This is a genomic window from Comamonas sediminis (assembly GCF_041107495.1).
GTDB lineage: Bacteria > Pseudomonadota > Gammaproteobacteria > Burkholderiales > Burkholderiaceae_C > Comamonas > Comamonas sediminis.
Map to the genome: position 1 here is coordinate 20,053 of NZ_JBGBDC010000012.1, position 25,971 is coordinate 46,023.

Below are 25,971 nucleotides of genomic sequence, written 5' to 3' on the forward strand. Positions count from 1 at the left end.
CGGCTGCCCGACGCCTTGCGAGCGCCCCACCATTGAAATAGAGAACCGGAGAACGTATGTTGAAAGCCTACCGCGACCATGTGACTGAGCGTGCCGCTCTGGGCATCCCCCCACTGCCGCTGGATGCCAAGCAGGTCGCTGACTTGATCGAGCTGATCAAGAACCCGCCTGCCGGTGAAGAAGCATTTCTGCTCGATCTGCTGACCCACCGCGTGCCGCCAGGCGTGGACGATGCCGCCAAGGTCAAGGCTTCCTTCCTGGCTGCCGTGGCACACGGCGACCTGAAAGTGGCGCTGATCTCCAAGGCCAAGGCCACCGAGCTGCTAGGCACGATGGTAGGTGGTTACAACGTTCATCCGCTGATCGAGCTGCTCGATGACGCAGACGTGGCAGCCGTGGCTGCCGATGCGCTCAAGAAGACGCTGCTGATGTTCGACTTCTTCAATGACGTCGCCGACAAGGCCAAGGCCGGCAATGCCAAGGCCAAGGAAGTGATGCAAAGCTGGGCCGATGCCGAGTGGTTCACGTCGCGCCCCGAAGTCGAGAAGAAGATCACCGTCACCGTGTTCAAGGTGCCCGGTGAGACCAACACCGACGACCTGTCGCCCGCACCGGATGCCTGGAGCCGTCCCGACATCCCGCTGCACTACCTGGCGATGCTGAAGAACACCCGCCCTGACGCGGCCTTCAAGCCTGAGGAAGATGGCAAGCGCGGCCCGATGCAGTTCATCGAAGCGCTCAAGAAGAAGGGCAACCTGGTTGCCTACGTCGGCGACGTGGTCGGCACCGGTTCTTCGCGCAAGTCTGCTACCAACTCCATCATCTGGGGCACGGGCGTGGACATTCCCTTTGTGCCCAACAAGCGCTTTGGTGGCGTGACCCTGGGTGGCAAGATCGCTCCGATCTTCTTCAACACGCAGGAAGACTCCGGCGCGCTGCCGATCGAAGTGGACGTCTCCAAGCTGGAGATGGGCGATGTCATCGATGTGCTGCCCTACGACGGCAAGATCGTCAAGAACGGCGAGACGATCGCCGAGTTCTCGCTCAAGAGCGATGTGCTGCTGGACGAAGTGCGTGCCGGCGGCCGTATCAACCTGATCATCGGCCGCTCGCTGACGGCCAAGGCGCGTGAAGCGCTGGGCCTGCCCGCGTCCACCGTGTTCCGTCTGCCCCAGGCGCCTGCCGAATCCAAGGCCGGCTTCACCCTGGCGCAAAAGATGGTCGGCCGTGCGGTCGGTTTGCCAGAAGGCCAGGGCGTGCGCCCCGGTACCTACTGCGAACCGCGCATGACCACCGTGGGCTCGCAAGACACCACCGGCCCGATGACCCGTGACGAGCTGAAAGACCTGGCCTGCCTGGGCTTCTCCGCCGACATGGTGATGCAGTCCTTCTGCCACACGGCGGCCTACCCCAAGCCGGTGGACGTCAAGACCCACCGCGAACTGCCCAACTTCATCAGCAACCGCGGCGGCGTGGCCCTGCGCCCGGGTGACGGCGTGATCCACAGCTGGCTCAACCGCCTGTTGCTGCCCGACACCGTCGGCACCGGCGGTGACTCGCACACCCGTTTCCCTATCGGTATCTCGTTCCCCGCAGGCTCGGGCCTGGTGGCCTTCGGTGCCGCGACCGGCGTGATGCCGCTGGACATGCCTGAATCGGTGCTGGTGCGCTTCAAGGGCGAAATGCAGCCGGGCGTGACCTTGCGCGATCTGGTGCACGCGATTCCGCTGTACGCGATCAAGGCCGGTCTGCTGACCGTCGCCAAGGCCGGCAAGATCAACGAGTTCTCCGGCCGCATCCTGGAAATCGAAGGCCTGCCCAACCTGAAGGTGGAGCAAGCGTTCGAGCTGTCCGACGCGTCGGCCGAGCGCTCTGCCGCTGGCTGCACGATCAAGCTCAACCCCGAGCCGATCAAGGAATACCTGACCTCGAACATCGTTCTGATGAAGAACATGATCGCCGACGGTTATGCCGATGCCAAGACCCTGCAGCGCCGTATCGAGAAAGTGGAAGCCTGGCTGGCCAAGCCCGATCTGCTCGAAGCCGACAAGGACGCCGAGTACGCGCACATCATCGAGATCGATCTGGCCGACATCAAGGAGCCTATCGTCTGCTGCCCCAACGATCCGGACGACGCCAAGTTCCTGTCCGAGGTGGCCGGCACCAAGATCGATGAGGCCTTCATCGGTTCGTGCATGACCAACATCGGCCACTTCCGCGCTGCAGCCAAGCTGCTGGGCGGCCAGCGTGACATCCCTGTCAAGCTGTGGGTGGCACCGCCCACCAAGATGGACCAGAGCGAACTGATCAAGGAAGGCCACTACGCCGCCTTTGGTACCGCGGGTGCCCGTACCGAAATGCCCGGCTGCTCGCTGTGCATGGGCAACCAGGCCCAGGTGCGTGAAGGCGCCACGGTGATCTCGACCTCGACCCGCAACTTCCCCAACCGTCTGGGCAAGAACACCAATGTGTTCCTGGGCTCTGCCGAGCTGGCTGCGATCGCATCGCGCATCGGCAAGCTGCCGACCAAGGAAGAGTACCTGAAGGAAATGGGCGTGATCGATGCCGACAAGGCCTCCGTCTACCGCTACATGAACTTCAACGAAATCTCGGAATACGCCGAGGTGGCCGAGAAGATCTAAGCCTTTTGGCCCAAGTGCAGGGGTTTGCAGCCTCTGCCCTTCCAACCCGCTTCGGCGGGTTTTTTTATGCCATGTATCTAGGTTTTGTGTGCTGCCCCGTGCAAAAAAAACGGAGGTATGCACAATGTTCGCTGGCCGCAGGCCGTGCCTGTGCGCCGGAGGGCCTGGCCATGGCCAGGCCTGCTTGCCCCATTTGTAGACATGCCCGACGGGAGAAATGAGTCCGATGAAGATGTGGAAATATGTGGTGGCGCTGCTGGTGCCTGGAGTGATGGCCAGTGCCAGCCTGGCGCAGGTGCAGGGTGGCGCCACGGACAGCGCCGCCTCTGCCGAGGTCACCAGCGCGCAGGCGACGCCCTGTGAAGGCGCCGTGATGTATGCACTGGACAACTGGTACCAGGTGCAGCGCTGCGAAAGCGCAGGCTTTTTGCGGGCCGATGAAACCGCCCAGAGCAGCGCCGATTTTCTGGCCGCGCACCAGGGCATCGAGCAGGATGTGCGCAGCCAGAGCCGGCGTGCGCAGGAAGCGCTGGCCTTGGCCGGCACCAGCCCCTGGGACTGGAATGACCCGGGCAACCGCAGTACGCTGGAAAACCTCTGCCGCGACACCTTGCAGTCGCAAAAGCGCATGGTGAGCGAGCCCAGCTGGCGCGAATCGCTCAGCTGCGCGCGCTGACACTGCGCGGCGGGCAGGGCGCATCAGCGCCCAGCCCTGATCCACCCACTGAAGCCTTGCAGAGGGTTCCTAGCCCAGGCGCACGTCGAAGTACGCCTCTTCCACGCCAATCCCCTGAAAGCCTGCCTGCCGTGCCTTGTCGAAGGCCTTGAGCCATGCGCGTGCCAGCACCTCTTGGCGGGCAGAGATCTCGCCGCCTTCGGCAGCATCGGTGTAGGCACTCAGCGCTTCCAGCATGTCTTGCTCATCGGGGAAAAACTTGCCGATCTCTCTGGCAAAGCGCGCTTCCGCGCGGTGCTTGAGGGCGGGATCAATGCCGTGGCAATCCTGCAGGCTGATGGCGATCGGGGTAGAGACTTCCATAGATTAGATGACTGTTTAAATAAACAGTGCTTAGTATCTCTGCTAACTGTTTATTTGTACAGGTTTTTATCATCGGTCTCTGCATGGGTGTGGCCGGGGACGGACGCGCGCATGCACTCGCGGTCTGGGATTGCACCCTCGCCGAGGCCGGTTTTGCATAGCACGGATACAATACGCCCCCCTGAGTCCAGGAACCTGCGTGGTTCTCGGGCCATTTTTTCGTAGCCATGGGTTCCCTCGCCCCCATTGACCAAAAAGGAATGTCATGAACTCCGCTCATGCCGTGCAGACCCCTGCATCTCGCGTGCCCTTCTATCTGTCCTTGCTGGTGGCCTTCCATATCGCCATCGTCATCGCCAGCAACTACCTGGTGCAGCTGCCCATCTCGCTGTTTGGTTTTCACAGCACCTGGGGGGCCTTCAGCTTTCCCTTCATCTTTCTGGCAACCGATCTGACCGTGCGTCTGATCGGCAAGGCCGAGGCGCGCCGCGTCATCACCCGGGCCATGCTGCCTGCGTTGCTGGTGTCCTATATCGTCGGCGTGATCTTCCATGAAGGGCGCTTCAACGGCTGGGAGGCCCTGCAGACCTTCAACAGCTTTGTGTTCCGCATTGCGCTGGCCAGCTTTGCCGCCTATGTGCTGGGCCAGCTGCTCGACATCCAGGTGTTTGACCGCATCCGCCAAAAGAGCCATGCCTGGTGGATGGCGCCCGCTGCCGCCTCGGTGTTTGGCCAGGCGCTCGATACCGCTGCCTTTTTCTCCATCGCCTTCTGGCGCAGTGCCGATCCCTTCATGGCCGCCAACTGGGTGGAGATCGCGCTGGTGGACTATGTCATCAAGCTGGCCGTGAGCCTGCTGCTGTTTGTGCCCGCCTATGGCGTGGTGCTGGCCGCGCTGGTGCGCTCGATGCGCATGCCGACGGCGCCTGCTGCGGCATCCTGAATGTCTTTGGCAGGTGCCAGCGCCTGAGGGGGCTCTGGGCTATATGCTGCAATGACAAAGGCCGCCAGATACTGGCGGCCTTTTTGCATGGGCGCGGCGTAGCGTCAGGTGTGGCTTTGCAGGTAGTTGGGCAGGCCCATCATGTTGATCAGGCCGAGCTGCTTTTCCAGCCAGTAGGCGTGGTCCTCTTCGGTATCGCGCAGTTGGGCCAGCAGAATGTCGCGGCTCACATAGTCGCTGTGCTTCTCGCACAGTTCCATGCCCTGGCGCAGGCCGGCGCGCACTTCGTATTCGGTGTCCAGGTCCTTTTGCAGCATCTCGGGCACGGTGGCGCCGGGCGTGAATTCCTTGGGGCGCATATCGGGACGGCCACCGAGCATCAGGATGCGGCGCAGCAGCGCATCGGCGTGCTGGGTTTCTTCCTGCATCTCATGGTCCAGGCGGGTGAACAGCTTGCTGAAGCCCTGGTCTTCGTAAATGCGCGAGTGGGCAAAGTACTGGTCGCGTGCGGCCAACTCGCCACGCAGCAGGTCCTTGAGGTAATCGACAACGTCGGGATGGCCTTGCATGTTCTTGTTCTCGGTAAAGTTTGCGAAGCCTGCAGTATCGCGTGTCTGTGTGGCCTTGGTTGCGACAGCAGCCAAATGCCCATGCACCACCGCTCTGGATGCGGGCCGTAAGCAGATGCATTCGCATTGCCTGTGCCGCCTGCGCGGACGATGCCCGGGGCTGGAACGCAACGGTTCTGGCAAGATCAGGGGTTTTGAAGGGAGCGAGCATGAACCCATCCGACGCCTGGCAAGCGCAAGTCCACCCCATCGACCCGGCGGTGCGCGCCGACATCGAGGCCAAACTGGCGCAGATCGAGATCGAGCACCAGGTGCGCATTCTTTTTGCCTGCGAGTCCGGCAGCCGGGGCTGGGGCTTTGCCTCGCCCGACAGTGACTACGATGTGCGCTTCATCTACGCGCCGCGCCTGCCCTGGTACCTGAGCGTCAGCGAGCAGCGCGATGTGATCGAGCTGCCGATCTCCGATGTGTTCGATGTCAACGGCTGGGAGCTGCGCAAGGCGCTGGGCCTGCTCAAAAAGGGCAATGCCACCTTGATCGAATGGTTTGATTCGCCGGTGGTCTACCAGGCCGATCCGCTGTTTGTCGCCGACATGCGTGCCGCCATCGAACGCGTGCACCTGCCTGAGCGCACGCACTACCACTACCTGCACATGGCGCGCAAGAACTACCGCGAGTACCTGCAGGGCGAGACGGTGCGGCTCAAAAAGTACCTGTATGTGCTGCGCCCGCTGCTGGCCTGCCTGTGGGTGTCCGAAGGCCGGGGCGTGGCGCCGATGCGCTTTCAGGATCTGGTCGATGGCACGGTCGCCGATCCGGCGGTGCGCGACGCGATCGCGGCGCTGCTGGTGGTCAAGCGTGCGGCCAAGGAATCCGAGCATGGCCCCGCAATGCCGGTGCTCAATGCCTTTATCGAGACCACGTTGGCACAGCTGGAAGCCGCACCGGCGCCGCAGACGCCGAGCGTGGACTTTGCGCCGCTTGATGACTTGCTGCTGCGCACCGTGCTCAGCGGCCACACGGGCTGATCAAGCGCCTTGCGCCACTGCCTGCACGGCCGATTGCAGGCTGAGCAGCAGCTTGTGCACCAAAGGGTTGTCGGGCTGGCTGCGCCAGACGGCCAGCAGCTCGGATTGCGGCTGCTCGCCCATCAGCGGGATGAACGCCACATCGGGCATGCCCACACGCTGCAGCGCGGCCGGCACAATGGCCGAGCCCTGGCCCAGCGACACCAGCGACAGCACCGACAGCCAGTGCCGCACCTCATGCCGCACCTCGGGCGCAAAGCCATGGGCCATGCACATCTGGTAGATGCGCTGGTGGTAGAGCGGAGAGACGGCGCTGGAAAACAGCACCAGGCGCTCATGCCTGAGCTGTGCCAAATCCAGCACCGCATGGCCGGCCAGCGGATGCTGGCGCGGCAGGCAGGCCACAAAGGGCTCTTGCATCAGCAACTGGCTGTGCAGGCCTTCGGGCAGCATCACCGAATGCACCAGGCCCATGTCCAGCTCGGCCTGCTGCAGGCCCAGCAGCTGCTCGGCGCTGTTGAGCTCGCGCATGTCAATGCGCACCTGTGGATGCGCATTCTGAAAATGGGCCAGCGCCTGGGGCACGCCCCGGTACAGTGCCGAGCCGACAAAGCCCAGGCGCAGATGGCCGCGCACACCCTGGCCCACATCCCGTGTCTCCTGCACCGCCTGGCCGGCCAGCGCCAGCAGCTGGCGTGCGCGTGGCAGCAGGTGGGCGCCGGCAGCGGTCAGGCGCACGCCCTTGCTGCTGCGCTCGAACAGCGCGGCGCCAATTTCTTCCTCCAGCTGGCGGATCGCGACCGACAGCGGCGGCTGCGAAATGGACAGGCGCTGGGCTGCACGGCTGAAGTGCAGCTCTTCGGCCAGGGTTGCGAAGTAGTTCAGCAGCCGCAGCTCCATGGGGTGCTCCTAACTATATTTAATACGTATCGATAAAGATTTTAATAATATTTGACGCGAATAGAAGCGGCTGCTGAAATGGCGCAAAACCCCGCGACCAGAGCGCGAACCCACGCACAAAACACGCGTAACCCGCGGGCCGGCAGCGCAGTCCCTTCCCGAGCGCAGCGCCGCCAGTCCCGCCATCAGGAGACCCGCATGTCCGCACCGGACCCATCCCAGCGCAGCGCCATCGCGCAGGTGGCACACGCCCATGACCACCCCGTGCCCGATCGCCACGGCAGCAATTTCTACAGCACCGACCCGGCTTTGCAGCAGCTGCTGCAGCTCTACCTGCCCGCCGATCTGCTGGCCCATCTGCAGCCCTATCTGCAGCGCATGGGCGAGCTGGCCGGCGGCCGCATCGACGAGTTGGCCAGCATTGCCGACAAGAACCCGCCCACCCTGGAGCACCGCAGCCGCGCCGGGCAAGACCGCCAGCGCATCATCAAGCACCCGGCCTATGAAGAGCTGGAGCGCATCGCCTATGGCGAATTCGGGCTGCAGGCGATCTCGCACCGCGACGACATGCTGGGCTGGCAGGGCAAGATGCCGCCCATCGTCAAATATGCGCTGACCTACCTGTTCGTGCAGTCCGAGTTTGGCCTGTGCTGCCCCTTGTCGATGACCGACTCGCTGACCCGCACGTTGAAGAAATTCGGTGCGCCGGAGCTGGTCGCCAAGTACCTGCCGCAGCTGCTGTCGCTGGACTGGGACAGCCAGGCCCAGGGCGCCATGTTCATGACCGAGCAGGCCGCTGGCTCCGACATCTCCAACACCCAGACCCTGGCGCAACCGCAGGCCGATGGCAGCTGGCGGGTGACGGGCGACAAGTGGTTCTGCTCCAACCCCGATGCCGAGTTTGCGATGGTGCTGGCCCGTGTCGACGGCGCACCCGCTGGCATGAAGGGCATCTCGCTGTTCCTGCTGCCCCGCCAGCTCGATGACGGTAGCCAGAACCACTACCGCATCATCCGCCTCAAGGACAAGCTGGGCACCAAGTCAATGGCCAGCGGCGAGATCCGCATGGAAGGCGCGATGGCCTACCTCATCGGCGAGCAGGGCCGGGGCTTTGTGCAGATGGCCGACATGGTCAACAACTCGCGCCTGTCCAACGGCGTGCGCTCTGCCGGCATGATGCGCCGCGCTGTCGCCGAGGCCGAGTTTGTGGCCAGCGAGCGCGTGGCCTTTGGCAAGCGCCTGCAGGACATGCCGCTGATGCAGCGCCAGCTGGACAAGCTGCGCGTGCCCGCCGAGCAGGCGCGGTCGATGGTGTTCCAGACCGCGCAGACCCTGATGCGCTCGGACGCGGGCGACAAGGAGGCCTATGCGCTGCTGCGCATCCTGACGCCGATGATCAAGTTCCGCGCGTGCCGCGATGCGCGCAAGGTGACCGGTGACGCGATGGAAGTGCGCGGCGGTTGCGGCTACATCGAGGAATGGACGGACCCCCGCCTGGTGCGCGATGCGCACCTGGGCTCCATCTGGGAAGGCACCAGCAATATCGTCGCGCTCGATGTCGTGCGCGCCATCCAGCGTGAAGGCTCGCTGCCGGTGCTGCAGGCCTACCTGCAAGGCCTGCTGGCAGACTGCCGCATCAGTGCCGGCTACCGCCAGGCGCTGGATGCCGCACTGGCCCGCGCCAGTGCGCTGGCCGAGCGTGCCGCGCAAGACGGCGGCGCGGTGCTGGCCCGCCAGGCCGCCACCGGTCTGTACAACTGCACCACCGCCATTGCGATGGCCTGGGAAGCCGGCCAGATCGCATCTGCCGAGCGCCTGCGCCTGTCGCAACTGGTGCTGCTGCACCGGGTGCTGCCGCGCGACCCGCTGGCCAGCGAGTCCATTCCGCAAGAGTGGCTGGCCTGATTTGCCTATCCGCAGACCGGCGCAGATGCCGAGATCAACACGCAGGCACCAGACCTGCATTTCTGAATCCATGGAGACAAAATGCAAAAATTTTCGTTGAACGCGGCCGCGCTCGCCCTCGCTTGCCTGGGTGGCCTGGGTGGCTTGGGTATGGCATCGGCGCAGGCCGCTGACAAGTTTCCCGACCGCCCGATCATGTTCACCGTGCCCTTCCCACCGGGCGGCCCCACCGATGCGATGGCCCGCATTCTGGCGACGGAGCTGACGCGCGAGCTGGGCCAGAGCGTGGTGGTGGAAAACCGCGCGGGCGCGGGCGGCAATATCGGCGCCGAGTATGTGGCGCGCGCCAAGCCCGATGGCTACACCATCATGTTCGGCACCTCGGGCCCGCTGGCGATCAACAAGAGCCTGTACAAGTCGATCAGCTACGACCCGCGCACCAGCTACGCGCCCATCATCTATGTGGGCTACCTGCCCAATATCCTGGTTGTCAAGGCGAGCCTGCCGGCCGACAACGTGCAGGGCCTGATCGCGCTGGACAAGGCCCATCCGGGCAAGCTCAATTTCGCGTCGTCGGGCAATGGCGCTTCGTCGCACCTGGCTGGGGTCCTGTTCAACAACCTGGCCGGCACCAAGCTGCAGCACATCCCTTACAAGGGCACGGGCCCGGCGCTCAATGATTTGCTGGCGGGACAGGTCGACATGAGCTTTACGGATATCCTCACGGCCATGCCCTATATCAAGGCAGGCAAGGTCAAGCCGCTGGGCGTCGCCACCGCGCGCCGCTCCAGCGCCTTGCCCGACATTCCCACCGTGGCCGAGCAGGGCATGGCCGGGTATGACGTGAGTGTCTTCTTCGGTGTTGTGGCTCCCAAGGGCACGCCGCCCGAGCGTGTGCAGGTGCTCAACCAGGCCTTCTCCAGGGCGCTGGATTCGGACAGTGTGAAAAAGGCCTTTGCCGCGCAGGGCCTGGAGGCATCACCCGATCGCTCGCCTGCCTACCTGGGGCGCTTCATCGCCACCGAAGTGGACAAATGGCAGGCAGTGGTTCAGCAGTCGGGTGTGACGCTGGACTGACCCAACGGAAAACGGACATGACAACAACACAGGCGGCCCATGGTGGCGCTTTGCAGGGCATCAAGGTGCTCGATCTCTCGCGTATTCTGGGCGGGCCGCTGTGCGGCCAGATCCTGGGTGACCATGGTGCCGATGTGCTCAAGGTCGAGCCGCCGCAAGGCGACGACACGCGCAGCTGGGGCCCGCCGTTCCGCGATGGCGTGGCCTCGTACTACCTGGGGCTGAACCGCAACAAGCGCGTACAGTTCATGGACCTGGCCAGTGGCGAAGGCCAGGCCCAGGTGCGCGCCCTGATGGCACAGGCCGATGTGGTGGTCGAGAACTTCAAGACCGGCACGATGGAGAAATGGGGCATTGGCTACGAGCAGATGCAGCAGCAGTTTCCGCACCTGGTCTGGTGCCGTGTCACCGGCTTTGGGGCCGATGGCCCGCTGGGCAGCCTGCCCGGTTATGACGCCGCCATCCAGGCCATGGCCGGGCTGATGAGCATCAACGGCGAGGCCGACCGCGACCCGCTGCGCGTGGGCCTGCCGGTGGTCGACATGGTCACCGGCCTCAATGCCGTCATCGGCGTGCTGCTGGCGCTGCATGAGCGCGGCCGCAGCGGCCTGGGCCAACTGGTCGATGCCTCGCTGTACGACGCCGGCATCTCGCTGCTGCACCCGCATGCCGCCAACTGGTTCATGAACGGCAAGATCCCCGGCCGCTCCGGCAATGCCCACCCCAACATCTACCCCTACGATGTCGTGAACACCGGCAAGGCGCCGATTTTTCTGGCCGTGGGCAACGACCGCCAGTTCCGCCTGATGTGCCAGCACCTGGGGCAGGAAGCCCTGGCCGACGACCCGCGCTTTGCCACCGCCGGCCAGCGCTCGGTCCACCGCGATGTGCTCAAGCCGCTGCTGGAACAAGCGTTTGCCGCACATGACGGCGTGCAACTCGCCGAAGACCTGATGGCCATCGGCGTGCCCGCCGCGCCGGTGCTGAATGTGGAGCAGGCCTTGCAAGCCCCGCACACCGCGCACCGCGAGATGGTCGTGAAGATGGGCGACTACACCGGCCTGGGCGCTCCGGTCAAGCTGAGCCGCACGCCCGCGTCCTACCGCTTTGCGCCGCTGACCGAGGGCACGGCGTTCCTGGATGCCGCCAACGACCACTGATCTGCATCGTCACCCCGCAAAAAAGGCCCATGCCTGCGCATTGCAGCATGGGCCTTTTTGTGGGTGGGAGGGCGGTGCTCAGTCCAGCAGACGAATGCCCGTGCGCTGCACAAACTCTTCGTAGCTCAGGGGCTTGCCGGCCTTGGCCGATGGCTGGTTGTCCTGCAGATGCACCCAGCGCTGGCCGGTGGCCGGGTCATAGACCATCTTGAACACGGCATCGGGTACCCAGACCTGGCCTTCGCCAATGGTGCGCCGCTGCTTGCCAAACACCGGGCCGGTGATGACAAACACATCGCCCTGGGCGCGGCGGATATAGCGGCGCGTGTCCTGCTCGATCTGCGACCAGGGCTTGCCGTTCTGGGTCGGGTCCTGCGGCACCATATTGGCCAGCGAGTAGCTTTGGGCCTTGCCGTACTTGGTGCTCATGTCACCAGCGGCAGCCATATGGCCACGGCTGAGGCCGGAGCGCCGGTAGTCCGACAGCTGGGCGCGTTCGCGCTCGGGCAGGCGCGCTTCGGGGTAGAACTTGTCGCTGCGCTTCAGGTCCTTGGCCTGCTCCAGCATGCGGGCGTTCAGGCGCTGGGCCACAAAGATGGGTGTCTTGGTCTGGCCCGAGTGCAGCACTGCGAACTCTTCAAAACACAGCGGGCGCAACTGGCCGTAGGCGCTGGTACTGGGCGGCTTGCCCGCAAAGAACTGGGGACAGTCATCAAAGCCTGCAGCCAGGGCAGGGGCGGCGGCGCACAGCAGCATGGGCGCCAGGTAAACAGAGAGGCGAGAAAACATAAGCGCGCAAGTGTTGCACAAGATCGGGGCGCCCGGCGCAAAGGCCGGGCAGGCCGTCGGCTATGCCGGGCTTGGCGGGGGCGCCTGCGGGTACCTGTTGCGGCTGGCTAGTGGGCGGCTTCTTGCAAAAAACTCCACAGGCGCAGCGCCTGGGGCGGCAGTTGCGCCGGGTCGCGGCAGGCCAGCACCAGCTGGCGCGCGGCCCAGTCGGCGCTCAGCGGCCGCAGGCGCAGCCGCGCCTGGGGCCAGCGCAGGGTGGCGCATTCTGCAGCAGTGCGTGGCACCAGTGCGGCGCCCAGGCCCATCGCGACCCAGTCGCACAGCGCTTCCAGGTGCGGGGCCAGGGCGCGGTAGCGCAGCGCCACACCCGCCTGCAGCGCCTGCGCGGCCATCAGCTGGTGCAGCGCATGCTGGGGCAGCAGGCCCAGCAGCGCAATGTCCTTGAGGTGGTTCAGCTGCACGTCCTGGGGCAGGGCGCTCAACAGGCGCGTCGTCCCCAGCAGCACCAGCGGGTCATCGCGCCAGACCTGGGTGTGCAGGCTGCCCGCAGGCACGGCGTTGGAGAGCACGCCCATGTCGGCTTCACCGGCCACCAGCGCACGGGCAATGGCATCGCTGGTGCATTCGCGCAGCTCCAGCCGCAGCTGCGGGTTGGCCTGCATGAAGGCGCCCAGCGGCGCAATCAGGTGTTCGCTGATCGCCGAGGTATTGGCCAGCAGCTCGATGCGCGTGCCCAGGCCCTGGCCAAAGGCCTGCATGTCGCCGGCCAGCTGCTCCATCTGCAGCAGCATGCGGCGCGCATGGGGCAGCAGCACGGCCCCCGCTTCGGTGGCTGTTACCCCGCGCTTGCTGCGGTGGAGCAGCGGCGCGCCCAGCACCGTCTCCATGCCCCGGATGCGCTCGCTGGCCGATGCCAACGTGATATGGCAGCGCTCGGCCCCCTGGGTGATGGTGCCGGACTCCAGCGTATGGACAAAAAGGCGCAGGTCTTGCAGGTCAAAGCGCATGGCGGACGAGGGCAGCGGAGCGTGGGGATGCGACATCGTAACGGGCCGTCGGCATCGTGGATACGGATTTTCGAGAGTCACTGTTCGGAATGCATTGCTGCAAAAGGCGATGGTCCGCATTCCTATGGAAAAAATGAATGCTTCGGCCAGCGCAGGGCTGGGACGGCCGCAGGCATGCCGCCCTGCGCAAACCGTGCATCGCCTGCGGCTGGCGGCCGTGACCTGGCCTGCGCTGGGGTATGCTCTGCGCAGTATGGGATCCAAACATGGCTACTTCGTCTTCTGAAAGCAGTGTTGCCGGCACGGCAGCGTTTTCCAAGTTCATGCGTGTGCTGCAACTGGTGGCCGACAGCAGCGAGCCCCTGGGCATTGCAGAAATAGCCAAGGCGACGGGCTTTCCGCGGCCCACAGTGCACCGTATCGTGGCGGCGCTGCAGGCCGAGCGCATGCTGGTGGAGGCCGGGTCGACGCGCTGCTGGACCCTGGGCCCGCGCCTGGTGCAACTGGCCAGCCGCAGCTGGAGCCGCTCGGGCCTGCGTCTGGCCGCTACACCGGCGCTGCGTGATTTGCGCGATGCGACACAGGAGACCATCCATTTCGCCGTGCCGTCGGGCCACAGCATGGTCTATATCGAAAAGCTCGAAAGCGACAGCGCTGTGCAGATGTCATCGCGCATTGGCACCAGCGTGAACCTGTACTCCACCGCCGTCGGCAAGGCCTATCTGGCCGCATTGCCGCAGCCCGAGGCCAGCGCATTGATGGCAGCGCTGAGCTATGCGCCGCTGACCGCGCAGACTGTGGGCGATGCCAAGGCGCTGCAGCAGCAGGTGGACGAGGTGCGCGAGCGCGGCTGGTCCACCGATGCGCAGGAGAATGAGGAGGGCATTTACTGCTTTGGCGCCGCCGTCTTGGGGCCGGACGGCAGCCCCGTGGCCGCCATCAGCGTCAGCACCTTGCTGTTCCGCCAGCGTGAGGATGTGCAGGCTGCCTACATCCAGCCGCTGCTGCGCACCTGCCGCGCGATTGCCCAGCAGCTGGCGCAGAACCCGAACCTGGTGCATGGCTGAGTGCCAGCGCCGGGGCCTTGCGAGCCCCCCGCTACCACATCCATTTAGAGCATCACGTTGGAGTTGGTGATCTTCTTTACCGGCCGGATCGCGCTGCTGTCCGGCTGGATGGACGCTGCATTGTCGCCACTGTCCCAGTGCGGGTCTTCGATGCTGTCAAAGGCCTGGCGCAGCTTGTCGCCCCAGGTGTTGCGCACCATGCGGAAGTACTGGTTGAACTCGTCGATGCAGGCGATGTTGTCGCAGGCGAGCGCGTCGGTGTCGTAGACCACCAGGTCCAGCGGCAGGCCCACCGACAGGTTGGATTTGAGCGTGCTGTCCATGGAGACCAGTGCGCATTTGGCCGCTTCGTTGAGCGGCGTCGTCGGCGTCAATACGCGGTCCAGCACCGGCTTGCCGTACTTGGCTTCGCCGATCTGGAAATAGGGCGTCTCGGCCGTGGCCTCGATAAAGTTGCCGGCTGAGTAGACCTGGAACAGGCGCGGGCTCTCGCCGGCGATCTGGCCGCCAAACACCAAGCTGCAGTTGAAGTCCACGCCGGCGCGCTCCAGCGCCTTGCCGTCGCGCTCCTGGATATGGCGCACGGCGGCACCCAGCACGCGGGTGGCATCGAACATGCTCTTGGCGTTCCAGATGGTGATGGGCGGGCCGCCGTTCTCGTCTTCGAGCTGCTGGGTCTGCAAAATCTCGCGCACCGATTGCGAGATCGACAGATTGCCGGCAGACAGCAGCACCATGAAGCGCTCGCCGCGCTTCTCATACACCATCATCTTGCGGAAGGTGCTGATATGGTCCAGGCCCGCATTGGTACGGGAGTCGGAGAGGAACACCAGGCCGGCGTTCAGCTTGATGGCTACACAATAGGTCATGACTTGTCAGCGAGTCGCTTGAGTGAATACAGTAGATCGAGTGCGTCGCGCGGTGTCAACGTGTCCGGTTGCAGCTCGCGCAGTTGCGCCTCGACGGCGCTGGGGGTCGGGGTTTCGGCCGAGGCCGGTTGGGCAAACAGGTCCACCTGGGAGTCGCCTGCCTGCTGGCGCGATTCGAGCGCGGCCAGCGCATGGCGGGCGTGGCTGAGCACGGGCGCCGGCATGCCGGCGAGCTTGGCCACCTGCACGCCATAGCTGCGGCTGGCCGGGCCCGGTTGCAGCTCGTGCAAAAACACGATGTCGCTGCCCGCCTCGGTCGCGGCCACATGCATGTTGATCGCATGCTTGGCCTTGGCCGGCAGCTCGGTCAGCTCAAAGTAATGGGTGGCGAACAAGGCCAGCGCCTTGGTCTTGTCATGCAGGTGCGTCGCAATGCCGCTGGCCAGCGCCAGCCCGTCAAAGGTGCTGGTGCCCCGGCCAATCTCGTCCATCAGCACCAGGCTGTAGGGCGTGGCGCTGTGCAGAATTTGCGCGGCCTCGGTCATCTCCAGCATGAAGGTGGATTGGGCATTCGCCAGGTCATCGGCCGCGCCGATGCGGGTGTGGATCGCATCGATCGGCCCGAGCAGGCAGCGTGTGGCAGGCACATAGCTGCCCATGCTGGCCAGCAGCGCAATCAGCGCCACCTGGCGCATATAGGTGGATTTACCGCCCATGTTGGGGCCGGTGATGATCTGCAGGCGCTGCAGGCTCGACAGCCGCGTGTTGTTGGCGATGAACGAGGCGTTGGAGGTCTCGGCCAGGCGTGCTTCCACGACCGGGTGGCGGCCCGCATCGATGTCGATGCAGGGCTCGGGCACAAACTGCGGGGCGCACCAGTTCAAGGTCAGCGAGCGCTCGGCGAGTGCGCACAGCGCATCCAGCGATGCAATCGCTTGGCCCACGCGGCACAGCGCCGTCACCTGCGGCTGCAGCTGGTCCAGCACCTGCTCGTACAGCCATTTCTCGCGCTGCAGCGCGCGCTCCTGGGCTGACAGCGCCTTGTCCTCGAAGGTTTTCAGCTCGGGGGTGATGAAACGCTCGGCGTTCTTCAAGGTCTGGCGGCGGCGGTAGTCGTCGGGCACCTTGTCCTTGTGGCTGCTGGTGACTTCGATATAGAAGCCATGCACCTTGTTGAACTGCACGCGCAGGTTGCTGATGCCGGTGCGCGCTTTCTCGCGCGTCTCCAAGTCCAGCAAAAAGGCATCGCAGTTGGTCTGGATCGCGCGCAGCTCGTCCAGCTCGGCATCAAAGCCTTCGGCAATCACGCCGCCATCGCGCACCAGCGCCGCGGGCTCGGGCGCGATCGAGCGGATCAGCAGCTCCATCGCATCCAAGGGCGGCTGCAGCGCCTCAAAAATCTCGCCCAGCAACGGCGCAGGTGCGGCGGCATTGCGCGCCAGCTGCTGCGCCTTTTGCAAGGTCAGGCCCAGCGCCACCAGCTCACGCGGGCGCACCTGGCGCAGCGCGATGCGGGCGGTGATGCGCTCCACATCGGAGACGCCCTTGAGCTCGGTGCGCAGGATCTGCCACGGTGCAGCAGACAGCGTATCGCTGTCGCCGCGCAGCACGCCGATGGCGCCCAGGCGCGCGCGCGCATCGCTGCGGTCGCGGCTGGGTTCGAGCAACCAGCTCTTGAGCAGGCGGCTGCCCATGCCGGTCTGGCAGGTATCGATCAGCGAGAACAAGGTGGGGCTGTCTTCACCGCGCAAGGTCTTGACCAGTTCCAGGTTGCGGCGCGTGGTCGCTGGCAGGTCGATCAGCGCATCGTCGCGCACGACATGGATGGTCTGCACATGGGGCAGGTTGCGGCCCTGGGTGTGCTCGGCATAGGTGAGCAGCGCGCCAGCGGCCGCATGGGCGGCATACAGGGTCTGCGCATTCCAGGCCTGCAGGCTGGCGGCGCCCAGCTGCTCCAGCAGCTTGCGCTCGCCCAGCTTTTCGTCGAACTGCCAATCGGGGCGCAGCGCCAGCGGGCAGGTCAGCACGCCGCTGCTGCGCAGCTGGTACAGCGATTGTTCAAAGCGCTGCGAGGCACCGGCGCTGTAGGCCACTTCGCTGGGCGCGATGCGCGCAATCCAGGCGGGCAGCTCTTCATGGGTGCACTCGGCCAGGAAAATCTTGCCCTGGGTCACGCTCAGCCAGGCCAGGCCGCAGCGGGCGCGCTGGGCCTGGTGCACCACCAGCAGCATGGCCTCGGCCTTGTCGCTCATCAGCTCGCTGTCGGTCACCGTGCCCGGCGTGACGACGCGCACCACCTTGCGCTCCACCGGCCCCTTGCTGGCCCCCACTTCGCCCACCTGCTCGCAGATCGCCACCGATTCGCCGAGCTTGAGCAAACGGCCCAGGTAGTTCTCCAGCGCATGGAAGGGCACGCCCGCCATTGGAATCGGCTGGCCGGCCGACTGGCCGCGTTGGGTCAAGGTGATATTGAGCAGCTGCGCGGCCTTCTCGGCATCGCCATAAAACAGCTCGTAAAAATCCCCCATGCGGTAGAACAGCAGGGTGTTGGGGTGATCCACTTTGGCAGCGTGGTACTGCTGCATCATGGGGGTATGCGATGAAAAATCGGCTTTGGTAAGCGTGGGATTTTCCATGGGGTTTGAACTCATCTATGGTTGGTCGGGTGGGGAAGAAGCCAGCCCGGGATGGCAGGGGTAAAGAGGGTCGGTAGGGGCCTTGTCGAGGCGGCTTGACCAGCAGCGCACCCGGGGGCGGGGCGCCTGCGCCGGTCTGCCTGTGGCCGCAATGCGCATCATACAAGGCTGGCCGGAGGCCCAGGGGCCGAGCGGGGTGTGCATATTACCGTATCGGCGGGAGCAAGTTGGCATCCACTCGCTGGTGGAGCGCGGATTTTCCAGGCGTTCACGCGAGGCACAGGCCTTATCCGCCCAGGCGTAAACCGCCGGCCTACCCGCCCCCTTTTTGAAGAGGTTTAACACCCCGATGCGAATGTAAAGCCCGCTGCACGGCCTCGAAAATTCCGGTAAAGCTGGCAGATTCCTACCTATTTGCTGTGTTGCTTGCGCCATCATGGATTGCAAGCGAGGCGATGGTGCCTTGCGTCAAGTACAGGAGGTCCCGATGAAAAATGCAATGACAACTTGGATGAACCGCGCAGCCGCTGCCGCGCTGGTCGCGACCTTGGGTGCGGGTGCCGTCAGCGTGCAAGCCCAGCCGCGCCCTGCGCAGGACTCCCACCGCTACGACAACCGGGGCCATGCGCAGCCCGATCGCCGCCATGATTCGCACCGCCCTGATGCGCGCAACCACCGAGGCGCGGGCCCGGACCACCGCTGGGTCAAGGGCTCGCGGGTGCCGCCGCAGTACCGGGCGCACGGCTATGTCGTCAACGACTGGCGTGGCCACCGCTTGAGCGCACCGCCACGCGGCTACCACTGGATCCAGAATGGCGGTGACTACCTGCTGGTGGCCATTGCCTCCGGCGTGATTGCCCAGATCGTGTTTGGCAACTGACAGCCAGGCCATCTGCTGATCGCCCAAAGACAAAGCCCGCAGGCATGGCCTGCGGGCTTTGTTGTGTATGCGCGCGGAAGTTTACTCGGCTTGCCCGGCGTCCGGCTCGGCCGGGGTGTCTGCAGCGGGCTCGGCGCCGTCGTCGTTCAGCGCCTGGCGCACGCCGGCCTTGTCACCAGCGCTGGCGAACTTGCTGTACTTGGCCAGGATAGGCACCAGCTGGCCGTAGATGCGTGGCGTGCCGGCCAGCACTTCGCGTTGTTCCAGGAAATCAGCTTCACCGGTGAAGTTGCCGACCAGGCCACCGGCCTCGGTCACCAGCAGCGAGCCGGCTGCCACGTCCCAGATGCTCAGGCCCGTTTCAAAGAAACCATCGCTGAAACCGGCGGCCACATAGGCCAGGTCCAGTGCCGCTGCGCCAGGGCGGCGCACGCCGCTGGTGCGCTGCATCACATCGCCCAGCATGGCCATGTACTGCTTGAAGTTGTCGCCTGGACGGAAGGGGAAGCCGGTGGTGATCAGGGTGTCGCGCAGCAGGGTGCGCTTGGACACGCGGATGCGGCGCTCGTTCAGGAACGCGCCACGGCCACGGGTGGCGGTGAACAGGTCGTTGCGGGTGGGGTCGTAGACGACGGCTTGCTCGATGCGGCCGTTCACGGCCAGCGCGATGCTGACGCAGTAGACGGGGAAGCCGTGGATGAAGTTGGTGGTGCCGTCCAGCGGATCGATGATCCAGATGTGGTTGGAGCGGGGGTTGCCGTATTCGTTGCCCGATTCTTCGGCGAGGATGCCGTGGTCAGGGTAGGCGGTCAGCAGGGTCTCGATGATCGCTTGCTCGGAGGCCTGGTCCACTTCGGTCACAAAGTCGTTCACCTGTTTGGTCGAAACCCGCACCGATTCCACGTCAAGCGCGGCACGGTTGATGATGGCGCCAGCAGCGCGAGCGGCCTTGATGGCCATGTTGAGCATGGGGTGCAGGGAGGAGGACGACATAAATTGTGTGGGCGTAAGTGGGGCAGCAAAAACGCTGCGAAACGCTGGGGCAAGAGCGGCTGGTAGATCGCGGCCGGCGATGCGGCAGCGACAATAGGGGCTAGATTGTACCTGCGCTCGATTTTTTTCGCTGGTGCATGCCCCTTTTTGCCCGACCTGTCTATGAAAACCCGTTTTGTTCTGATCGAAACCAGCCATGCCGGCAATGTGGGCGCCGCTGCCCGTGCCATCAAGACCATGGGTTTCGATGACCTGGTGCTGGTGCGCCCGCGCTGGAGCAATGTGCTGCGCAAGGAAGAAACCATCCAACGCGCCAGCGGCGCGCTCGATGTGCTGGCCAACTGCCGCATTGTGCAGTCGGTGGACGAGGCCCTGGATGGCATGAGCCACCTGTGCGCCACCGCCATGACCCCGCGTGATTTTGGCCCGCCTGCCCGCACGCCGCGCGAGCATTTTGCGCTGCTGCTGCAGGGCGCGCTGGCAGCCCAGCCTGCGCCTGGGCCGTTGGATGAAGATGCCGCTCCTGCCGCCACCGATGCCGCCGCCCATCCCAGCGGCGAGACCGGCGTCGCCTTCTTGTTTGGCTGCGAACGCTATGGCATGGCCAATGAGGATGTGTACCGCTGCCATGTGGCGCTGTCGATTCCGACCAATCCGGATTTTGGCTCGCTGAACCTGGCCTCGGCGGTGCAGGTGGTGGCCTATGACTGGCGCCAGGCGCTGGGCGGTTATGGCGTGAGCGATGCCGCAGCCCGGGGCGAGCGCGCCGATGCGCAGCAGGTGGCAGGCATGCTGGCGCACTGGCAGCAGGCGCTGGCCGAGATCGGCTTTCTGGACCTGGAGGCCCCCAAGAAGCTGATGCCCCGGCTCAACCAGATGTTCAACCGCGCGCAACTGACCCAGGAGGAAATCCACATACTGAGAGGTGTTGCCAAGGCTATGCTGCGCACGGCCGAGGCCGCAAAACGATAGACTGGCGGACCCTCGAATATTTATATAACCATTGTTTCCATGTTTGACCGCCTGCGCTCCGATATTCAGTGCATCCTCGACCGCGATCCTGCTGCCCGCAGCCGTTGGGAGGTTGTCACCTGTTATCCCGGTCTGCATGCGATCTGGATGCAGCGTCCTGCGCACTGGTGCTGGAACCATGGGTTCAAATGGACGGGCCGTTTCATCTCGCACATGGCCCGCTGGCTGACCGGCATCGAGATCCACCCCGGCGCGCAGATTGGACGCAATGTCTTCATCGACCACGGCATGGGTGTCGTGATCGGTGAGACGGCTGTCGTCGGCGACGGCTGCACCATCTACCACGGCGTCACGCTCGGTGGCACCACGCTCTACAAGGGCGCCAAGCGCCATCCCACGTTGGGCAGGAACGTGGTGGTGGCAGCGGGCGCCAAGGTGCTCGGCGGTTTTGAAGTGGGTGATGGCGCCAAGATCGGCAGCAATGCGGTGGTCATCAAGCCCGTGCCTGCCGGTGCCACGGCCGTGGGCATTCCAGCCCGCATCATTGCCTCGCGCCAGGGTGCCAGTGCCGATGTGACCGAAGCCCCGGCAGAGCAGAAGTTTGCCGCCTATGGTGTGACGCAAGAGGACGACCCGCTGTCCAAGGCCATGCGCGGCATCATCGACAGCGCTGCCGGCCACGAGCAGCAGATCACCATGCTCTGGGCGGCCATCGAGAAGCTGTCGGTGCAGAGCAAGGTGGGCGATTGCGTGCCTTGCGATGCGCAGCGCGAAGCCGAGTTTGAAGCCCAGAAGCTGAGCGACCTGGTTGGCAAGTAAGCCGGGCTCGGTCGCCAGCGGCACCGCGCTGCTGTTTTGCCGGGCGAGCCGCAGCTGGATGCGTGGTTACCTGATGGGGCTCAGCGCCGGCCGTGCAGCAAGGTCTGCAGTGCCTGCTGCGTGGCATCGCAGTCGCCAAAATGGGTGCTGACCCATTCGCGGTGGTAGTAGGTGGGCAGGTAGCGCTCGCCAGCGTCGCACAGCAGGCTGAGCAACGAGCCGGTTTCGCCCCGCTGGCGCATGCCATCGGCCAGGCGCAGCATGGCCACCATGTTGGTGCCGGTGGAAGGCCCCACCTTGCGGCCCAGCACATCGCCCAGCAGCGCCATGGCCGTGACCGATTCGCGGTTGCTGACGACCTCCATATGGTCCACCACGCCACGGATGAAGCTGGGCTCGACGCGCGGGCGGCCGATGCCCTCGATGCGCGAGCCAGGCGCTGTCAGGCTGGCGTCGCCGCTGCGCCAGTAGGCATGGAATACGCTGCCTTCCGGGTCCGCCACGCAGACCTGGCTGTTGTAGCGCATGTAGCGCACAAAGCGGCCAATGGTGGCGCTGGTGCCCCCGGTGCCTGCGCCCACCACGATCCAGCGCGGAACGGGGTGGCGCTCCATGCGCATCTGCTGGAACATGCTCTGCGCGATGTTGTTGTTGCCGCGCCAGTCGGTGGCGCGTTCGGCATAGGTGAACTGGTCCATGTAGTGGCCGCCGGTGCGCTGGGCCAGCGCACGGGCGGCATCATAGACTTCGCCGGCATGGCCGACAAAGTGGCAGCGCCCGCCGAGAAATTCAATCTGCGCAACCTTCTCGGGCGAGGTGGACTGCGGCATCACCGCGACAAAGGGCAGGCCCAGCAGGCGCGCAAAATAGGCCTCGCTCACGGCCGTGGAGCCGCTGGAGGCCTCGACAATCGTTGTGCCCTCGTGCACCCAGCCATTGCACAGCGCGTAGAGAAACAGCGAACGCGCCAGCCGGTGCTTGAGGCTGCCGGTGGGGTGGGTGGATTCGTCCTTGAGGTAGAGATCAATCCCCGCCTGCGCATAGCAGGGCAGGTTCAGCGGAATCAGGTGGGTGTCGGCACTGCGCTGGTAATCGGCTTCGATCTTCGCAATCGCCTGGTCCCGCCAGCCGGGGTGGCTGGAGGCCGGGGCTGGGCTGGGCGGTGGGGTGTGATGGTGATCCATGGCTATGGATTATGACGCCATGACACGATTTGGCTATCAAGGCTGCGGCTCTTTTGCACTGCCGTGGCCATGGCCGCCTCCCGCCGCTCAGGCAGCTGCTGGCTGCACGCGCCCCAGCGCGGCCAGCACCGCGGGCGCAATGCGCCGGTGCATAGGCGCCACTGGCAGCATGTACAAATGGCCGAGCAGGTTGTGGACATGCACCACCGTCGTGACGGTGATGGAGACCTGGTCCTCGCGGCCGGCCACAGGCGCGCGGTGGACGCTGAGCACCACGTTCAGATGCTTGTCGCTGTCGCCGATCAGCGCTTCATCGGCGCGGTTCTCCAGCACGGTAAATACGCCCACGCGCTCGCCTGGCTGGTAGGCACTGGCGGGGCGCAGCGGGTCGATCTGCGAGAGGGTGCCCAGGTCCTTGAGCCCGACGATGTGACCGACCCGGTTGCGCGCCTGCATGCACCACTCAATCCAGCGCGGCGTGCGCGCGACGGCGGCCAGAAAATAGGCCAGCGCGGGCGCGCCGGTCTGCGCAGTGTGGATGCACCAGGCATCCTGAAAATGCGCGCCGGCCAGGCGTTGGGCGATGCGGCTGCCCGCAGGCGGACGGGTCTCTTGCGGTTGGCTTGGCATGGTGTGGATGAGCGCTAATCAGTGGGCCGCGGCCAGGCGTGCGCTGGCGGCCTGCAGCCATTGGTCCAGCGCATCGGGCGCATCGCAGGCGATGGCCTGGCGGGCAGGCATGCTGCGCAGCCAGGTGATCTGGCGCTTGGCCAGCTGGCGGGTAGCGGCAATGCCCTTGTCGCGCATCTCTGCCCACAACGCGGGCGGTACATCGCTTTCGGTCTGCACGGCAATGCCTTGCTGGGCACAGCTGTCGAGCATCTCCCACATCTGGCGGTAGCCCACGCAGCGCATCGATGGCAGGTTCAGATCCAGATCGCCGCGCGCACGCAACTGCAGCACCTCGGCCAAAAAGCCCTGGGCCAGCATCTGGTCGTAGCGCAGTGCAATGCGCGCATGCAGCCAGGCACGGTCGCTGGGCTCCAGGCTGAAGAGCTGAAAACCGGGTGCCAGCTGCAGCAATGGCGACGGGCGCTTTGGCTGTGCATGGAAATACGACAGCGGCTGGCCGCTGAGCCGCCAGACCTCCAGCGCACGCTGCACCCGCTGGCTGTCGCCGGGCGCCAGGCGCTGCGCAGTGACCGGATCTACCTGCGCCAGCAGCCCATGCATATGCGGCCAGCCATGGACGGCCGCCTCGGCATCGAGCTGGGCGCGCACCGCCGGGTCGGCGGCAGGCATGTCGTCCATGCCGTCCATCAGCGCCTTGAAATACAGCATGGTGCCGCCCACCAGCAAGCTGATGCCACCCCGCGCATGGATTTGCGCCACCAGCGCCAGCGCGTCGTGGACAAACTCGGCGGCGCTGTAGGCATCCAACGGGTCGCGTATATCGAGCAGGTGGTGTGGAATGCCGGCCTGCTCCTGCAGGCTGGGCTTGGCCGAACCAATGTCCATGCCCCGGTAGATCAGGGCCGAATCCACGCTGATGATCTCAACCGGCCGCGCCGCGCCCAGTTGCTGCGCCAGCGCAATGGCAGCGCCGGTCTTGCCGGAGGCGGTGGGGCCTGCCAGGCCCAGGCAGAGAGGGGTATCAACAGCGTGCACGTCGGGAAGCTTGTCAGGGCAGCGGCAGCCGGCACCAAGCGGCGGCTGCTGCGGCGGAACGGGGGAGAGGCGCGCGCCTGCGGACCCAAGAAAAAAAGGAGCCTTGCGGCTCCTTGGGGTGGGGCAATCAGGCGCAGGCCGATTACAGCACACCTTGGGCCAGCATGGCGTCGGCCACCTTCACAAAGCCGGCGATGTTGGCGCCATCGATGTAGCTCACCGTGCCGTCGTCGCGCTGGCCGTACTTGACGCAGGCCGAGTGGATGCCTTCCATGATCTCGAACAGGCGCTGGTCAACTTCGGCAGCAGGCCAGCTCAGGCGCAGCGCGTTCTGGCTCATCTCCAGGCCCGAGGTAGCGACGCCGCCGGCGTTCGATGCCTTGCCGGGTGCGTAGAGCACGCCGGCCTTTTCAAAGGCCTTGGCCGCTTCGATGGTGCAAGGCATGTTGGCACCTTCGGCCACGCAGAGCACGCCGTTGGCGATCAGGGTCTGGGCATCGGCCAGTTCCAGCTCGTTCTGGGTCGCGCAGGGCAGCGCCACATCGGCCTTGATGAACCATGGGGTCTTGCCTTCGTAGTATTCCACGCCGGGCACTTGCTTGGCGTAGTCGCTGACGCGGCCGTATTGCTTGTTCTTGATGTCCATCAGCTTGACCAGCTTGTCGCCGTCAAAACCGGCAGCATCGTAGATGGTGCCCGAGGAGTCGGAGGCCGACACCACCTTGGCGCCCAGCGCCATGGCCTTGTCGATGGCGAACTGCGCCACGTTGCCCGAACCCGAGACCGAGACCGTCAGGCCATCGAAGCTCTTGCCACGGGTCTTGAGCATTTCCTGCGCGAAGTAGACGGTGCCAAAGCCGGTGGCTTCGGGGCGGATCAGCGAGCCGCCAAAGGCCAGGCCCTTGCCGGTGAACACGCAATCGGCGCGGTTGGCCAGCTTCTTGTACATGCCGGCCATGAAGGCCACTTCCCGGCCGCCCACGCCGATATCGCCGGCTGGCACGTCGGTGTCCGAGCCCACATGGCGGAACAGTTCGGAGATGAAGGCCTGGCAGAAGCGCATCACCTCTGCATCGCTCTTGCCCTTGGGGTCGAAGTCCGAGCCGCCCTTGCCGCCGCCCATCGGCAACGTGGTCAGCGCGTTCTTGACGGTCTGCTCAAACGCCAGGAACTTGAGCACCGACAGGTTGACCGACGGGTGGAAGCGCAGACCGCCCTTGTAGGGGCCGATGGCCATGCTGTGCTGGATGCGGTAGCCACGGTTGACCTGGACCACGCCCTTGTCATCCACCCAGCTGACGCGGAAGCTCACCACGCGCTCGGGCTCCACCAGGCGTTCGAGCAGGCTGTGCTGGGCGTAGCGGGGGTTCTTCTCGATGAAGGGCCAGAGGCTTTCCATGACTTCGGTCACGGCCTGCAAGAACTCGGGCTGGCCGGGGTTGCGCTGTTCGACATAAGCGAGAAACTGGGCCAGGGATTGGTGTTGCATGGACAAACTTTCAAGGTCTAGGGCCGGCTTGCACAGAAGTTGTGCGCAGGCTCCGGTGTGCACAGCGATGGTGCGCCATCGCGCCGAAAACCGACATTATGCCGAATCTGCATGCGTTAATGCATAAAACCCACATGGAATGACCCTGATAAGCCAGTCCATTGCACTGCTTTGGTGCTTTTGGAGGCTGCTGGCGGCCCTGCGCAACTGCTGCAATGCCCTGAAATGGGGCTGTGCAGCGAAGCGGGCCTGCTGTCACCCAGAGCACTGCAGTGCAACAAATCTGTGTGCCGGTTGTGGTCTTTGCCTTTTCAACAATTGCCTAGGCAATGAAT

Annotated in this window: 23 protein-coding genes; 11 read left to right on the forward strand and 12 right to left on the reverse strand. The window is 65.0% G+C overall.

Annotation, left to right across the window (positions count from 1 at the left end):
* Window positions 1-56: 56 nt before the first annotated feature.
* Together acnB and AB7A72_RS22390 are read left to right on the forward strand one after the other, a co-directional pair.
* The gene (acnB, locus tag AB7A72_RS22385) at window positions 57-2,642 is read left to right on the forward strand and encodes a bifunctional aconitate hydratase 2/2-methylisocitrate dehydratase (RefSeq protein WP_369461219.1); all 2,586 of its coding nucleotides are present in this window, start codon (window positions 57-59) and stop codon (window positions 2,640-2,642) included.
* Window positions 2,643-2,868: 226 nt separating this feature from the next.
* On the forward strand, window positions 2,869-3,318 hold the full coding sequence (locus tag AB7A72_RS22390; RefSeq protein WP_369461220.1) for a hypothetical protein: 450 nt from the start codon (window positions 2,869-2,871) through the stop codon (window positions 3,316-3,318).
* A 69-nt stretch (window positions 3,319-3,387) separates the two neighbouring features.
* On the opposite strand, the gene AB7A72_RS22395 is transcribed toward AB7A72_RS22390, so the two are convergent.
* A complete protein-coding gene (locus AB7A72_RS22395; RefSeq protein WP_239808929.1) occupies window positions 3,388-3,681 on the reverse strand; it encodes a hypothetical protein in 294 nt (97 codons plus the stop codon).
* A gap of 265 nt (window positions 3,682-3,946) precedes the next feature.
* On the opposite strand from AB7A72_RS22395, the gene AB7A72_RS22400 reads away from it, so the two are divergent.
* The gene (locus tag AB7A72_RS22400) at window positions 3,947-4,624 is read left to right on the forward strand and encodes a 7-cyano-7-deazaguanine/7-aminomethyl-7-deazaguanine transporter (RefSeq protein WP_239808928.1); all 678 of its coding nucleotides are present in this window, start codon (window positions 3,947-3,949) and stop codon (window positions 4,622-4,624) included.
* A 104-nt stretch (window positions 4,625-4,728) separates the two neighbouring features.
* Here the strand turns inward: AB7A72_RS22400 and bfr are convergent, their stop codons facing one another.
* Entirely contained in the window at window positions 4,729-5,193 is a 465-nt protein-coding gene (gene bfr / locus AB7A72_RS22405) for a bacterioferritin (RefSeq protein WP_369461221.1), read from the reverse strand.
* A 209-nt stretch (window positions 5,194-5,402) separates the two neighbouring features.
* Between bfr and AB7A72_RS22410 the strand changes: the two genes are divergently transcribed.
* Window positions 5,403-6,221 (forward strand): nucleotidyltransferase domain-containing protein, encoded by an 819-nt coding sequence (locus tag AB7A72_RS22410; RefSeq protein WP_369461222.1) that lies wholly within the window; start codon window positions 5,403-5,405, stop codon window positions 6,219-6,221.
* On the opposite strand, the gene AB7A72_RS22415 is transcribed toward AB7A72_RS22410, so the two are convergent.
* Window positions 6,222-7,121, reverse strand: coding sequence for a LysR substrate-binding domain-containing protein (locus AB7A72_RS22415; RefSeq protein WP_369461223.1), 900 nt, complete (start codon window positions 7,119-7,121; stop codon window positions 6,222-6,224).
* Between the two features lie 198 nt (window positions 7,122-7,319).
* Here AB7A72_RS22415 and AB7A72_RS22420 point away from each other — a divergent pair, with 198 nt between their 5' ends.
* The 3 genes from AB7A72_RS22420 (at window position 7,320) to AB7A72_RS22430 (ending at window position 11,263) form a co-directional block, all read left to right on the forward strand.
* Window positions 7,320-9,026, forward strand: coding sequence for an acyl-CoA dehydrogenase family protein (locus AB7A72_RS22420; protein WP_312415099.1), 1,707 nt, complete (start codon window positions 7,320-7,322; stop codon window positions 9,024-9,026).
* Window positions 9,027-9,176: 150 nt separating this feature from the next.
* Entirely contained in the window at window positions 9,177-10,103 is a 927-nt protein-coding gene (locus tag AB7A72_RS22425; RefSeq protein WP_239812746.1) for a Bug family tripartite tricarboxylate transporter substrate binding protein, read from the forward strand.
* 17 nt (window positions 10,104-10,120) lie between these two features.
* On the forward strand, window positions 10,121-11,263 hold the full coding sequence (locus tag AB7A72_RS22430) for a CaiB/BaiF CoA transferase family protein (RefSeq protein WP_369461224.1): 1,143 nt from the start codon (window positions 10,121-10,123) through the stop codon (window positions 11,261-11,263).
* 78 nt (window positions 11,264-11,341) lie between these two features.
* Here the strand turns inward: AB7A72_RS22430 and AB7A72_RS22435 are convergent, their stop codons facing one another.
* Window positions 11,342-12,052 (reverse strand): DNA/RNA non-specific endonuclease, encoded by a 711-nt coding sequence (locus AB7A72_RS22435; RefSeq protein ID WP_312415103.1) that lies wholly within the window; start codon window positions 12,050-12,052, stop codon window positions 11,342-11,344.
* Between the two features lie 107 nt (window positions 12,053-12,159).
* Window positions 12,160-13,095, reverse strand: a complete 936-nt coding sequence (locus AB7A72_RS22440) for a LysR family transcriptional regulator (protein WP_369461225.1) — start codon at window positions 13,093-13,095, stop codon at window positions 12,160-12,162.
* Window positions 13,096-13,325: 230 nt separating this feature from the next.
* On the opposite strand from AB7A72_RS22440, the gene AB7A72_RS22445 reads away from it, so the two are divergent.
* Entirely contained in the window at window positions 13,326-14,126 is an 801-nt protein-coding gene (locus AB7A72_RS22445) for an IclR family transcriptional regulator (protein WP_312463181.1), read from the forward strand.
* A 44-nt stretch (window positions 14,127-14,170) separates the two neighbouring features.
* Here the strand turns inward: AB7A72_RS22445 and AB7A72_RS22450 are convergent, their stop codons facing one another.
* Window positions 14,171-14,995 (reverse strand): proteasome-type protease, encoded by an 825-nt coding sequence (locus tag AB7A72_RS22450; RefSeq protein ID WP_312531638.1) that lies wholly within the window; start codon window positions 14,993-14,995, stop codon window positions 14,171-14,173.
* Window positions 14,992-17,583, reverse strand: a complete 2,592-nt coding sequence (gene mutS / locus AB7A72_RS22455) for a DNA mismatch repair protein MutS (protein WP_312531642.1) — start codon at window positions 17,581-17,583, stop codon at window positions 14,992-14,994. The genes AB7A72_RS22450 and mutS overlap by 4 nt, the downstream gene beginning before the upstream one ends.
* A 547-nt stretch (window positions 17,584-18,130) precedes the next feature.
* Between mutS and AB7A72_RS22460 the strand changes: the two genes are divergently transcribed.
* Window positions 18,131-18,511 (forward strand): RcnB family protein, encoded by a 381-nt coding sequence (locus AB7A72_RS22460; protein ID WP_239808834.1) that lies wholly within the window; start codon window positions 18,131-18,133, stop codon window positions 18,509-18,511.
* Between the two features lie 81 nt (window positions 18,512-18,592).
* Here the strand turns inward: AB7A72_RS22460 and AB7A72_RS22465 are convergent, their stop codons facing one another.
* Complete coding sequence (locus AB7A72_RS22465) at window positions 18,593-19,504, reverse strand: inositol monophosphatase family protein (RefSeq protein ID WP_312415120.1); 912 nt, start codon at window positions 19,502-19,504, stop codon at window positions 18,593-18,595.
* Between the two features lie 162 nt (window positions 19,505-19,666).
* Between AB7A72_RS22465 and AB7A72_RS22470 the strand changes: the two genes are divergently transcribed.
* Complete coding sequence (locus AB7A72_RS22470; protein WP_313334839.1) at window positions 19,667-20,476, forward strand: RNA methyltransferase; 810 nt, start codon at window positions 19,667-19,669, stop codon at window positions 20,474-20,476.
* A gap of 39 nt (window positions 20,477-20,515) precedes the next feature.
* Window positions 20,516-21,295, forward strand: a complete 780-nt coding sequence (cysE, locus tag AB7A72_RS22475) for a serine O-acetyltransferase (protein WP_239808831.1) — start codon at window positions 20,516-20,518, stop codon at window positions 21,293-21,295.
* Between the two features lie 80 nt (window positions 21,296-21,375).
* Here cysE and AB7A72_RS22480 read toward each other — a convergent pair whose 3' ends face one another.
* The 4 genes from AB7A72_RS22480 to gdhA form a co-directional block, all read right to left on the reverse strand.
* Window positions 21,376-22,479: a PLP-dependent cysteine synthase family protein gene (locus tag AB7A72_RS22480; RefSeq protein ID WP_369461226.1), complete on the reverse strand. Its 1,104-nt coding sequence runs from the start codon at window positions 22,477-22,479 to the stop codon at window positions 21,376-21,378.
* Window positions 22,480-22,566: 87 nt separating this feature from the next.
* A complete protein-coding gene (locus tag AB7A72_RS22485) occupies window positions 22,567-23,109 on the reverse strand; it encodes a DUF2867 domain-containing protein (RefSeq protein ID WP_369461227.1) in 543 nt (180 codons plus the stop codon).
* Window positions 23,110-23,127: 18 nt separating this feature from the next.
* Entirely contained in the window at window positions 23,128-24,147 is a 1,020-nt protein-coding gene (miaA, locus tag AB7A72_RS22490) for a tRNA (adenosine(37)-N6)-dimethylallyltransferase MiaA (RefSeq protein WP_369461228.1), read from the reverse strand.
* A 142-nt stretch (window positions 24,148-24,289) separates the two neighbouring features.
* Entirely contained in the window at window positions 24,290-25,636 is a 1,347-nt protein-coding gene (gene gdhA, locus AB7A72_RS22495) for an NADP-specific glutamate dehydrogenase (protein ID WP_369461229.1), read from the reverse strand.
* Between the last annotated feature and the right edge of the window lie 335 nt (window positions 25,637-25,971).